At 55.1% G+C, this 1,266-nt stretch carries 1 protein-coding gene; it reads right to left on the bottom strand.

The window, feature by feature from the left end; genetic code table 11:
* Positions 1-1,266 (bottom strand): hypothetical protein (locus LH464_RS24340; RefSeq protein WP_226788973.1); only part of this gene is annotated, 1,266 nt, incomplete at both ends.

The following is a 1,266-nucleotide window of genomic DNA, read 5'->3' as shown; positions in this document are numbered from 1 at the left end:
GCTGTTGTGATATCGACGTCTGTCAGCGTGGCATGAGCATTGGTCCCAAGAACATGCACGCCGAGACTGCCATTGCCGGATGTGTTCACAATACTATTCGTGAGATCGACCGTTACTTCCGGCGTGTCTGTGAAGTCAATCAGTTCATTGGGGAGGATAGCGGCATCGGTGCAGTTCTGGGAAGTTGTCGACGAGACGGAGCATGCAGTGACGCCGTGGGCAAGATCGCCCGATGTCGTTATTCGAAGATTGGACCCCGAGAGTGCGGTGGTGGCAAACGCGTTGGTGCCGCGCGACTGTGCAAGCATCCCCATGCTGGAATTGCCGGTGGTGACGATTGTGCCAATATCTATGCCTAGCCGTCCACCGTATTCGGCGACGACTGCGGAGGAGGTATTCAGCCAGTCTGACGTCGTCGTGCCACCAGTTGTGATGCTGACATTGGATGCTACAAGTGTACTTCCTGCTCCTCCGGCACTAAGCCCATAGGCACCGTCATTGGCGGTAACGACGTCCGAATTGGTGATGGTCACTCTGCCACCCGCGTCGGCCCGCGCTCCGTAGCTGTGCACACCCTCAGTTCTTATGCTGCCATCGACGTAGTTGATCGTGCCTCGGTCTGAGGCTTGTAAGCCAGCCGCCAACTCGCCCTTTGTCGATATCGTTGAACCAGTAAGGTCAATTGTAGATTGAGACTTGGCATCCGCCCCGTATGATTGGTAACCGACGGTGGTGACTGTAAGGTTATCGCCTTGAATCTCACTTCCACTGAGGGCCATCAGTCCACGTGCATTATTTCCACTCGTGGAAATAATTGTATGGTCAATTGTTAAATTGCGTGAGGTTTGCGCGGCGATGCCTGTGGCATAGCTTCCTATGGTCTTGATGACACCCTCACTAAAGTTGGCCGCGCCACCGGCTCCGACCCAAATACCTGGCGAATCACCGGCATGTGTGACGATGCTGACACCCGTGGCGTCGAGCGTTCCTGCGCCCAAGGAGATACCTGTCGCGTACGCTCCGGAGGTTTCGATAGATGTATCTTTCAAGACCGCAGTGCTGCCTGTATTCAGCTTTATGCCTTGGGCAAAAGTGCTGCTCGTCGTGATAAGCGAGTCGGTTAGATGAATAGTGCCCCCAGCGTCGCCGTTGATCCCAAGCGAGCGGAACCCATGTGTGGAGATCTTAAGTCGGTTGCCCTGTATGACGCTGTCTTGCGTGATGTTAAGACCGAAAGAGCTGCCCCCCAGCGTCGATATCGTCGTG

This window comes from Pseudorhizobium xiangyangii (genome assembly GCF_020531965.1).
Lineage (GTDB): Bacteria > Pseudomonadota > Alphaproteobacteria > Rhizobiales > Rhizobiaceae > Neorhizobium > Neorhizobium xiangyangii.
The sequence above is the reverse complement of the archived record's forward strand: the minus strand, read 5'-3'. Positions and strand labels throughout refer to the sequence as shown.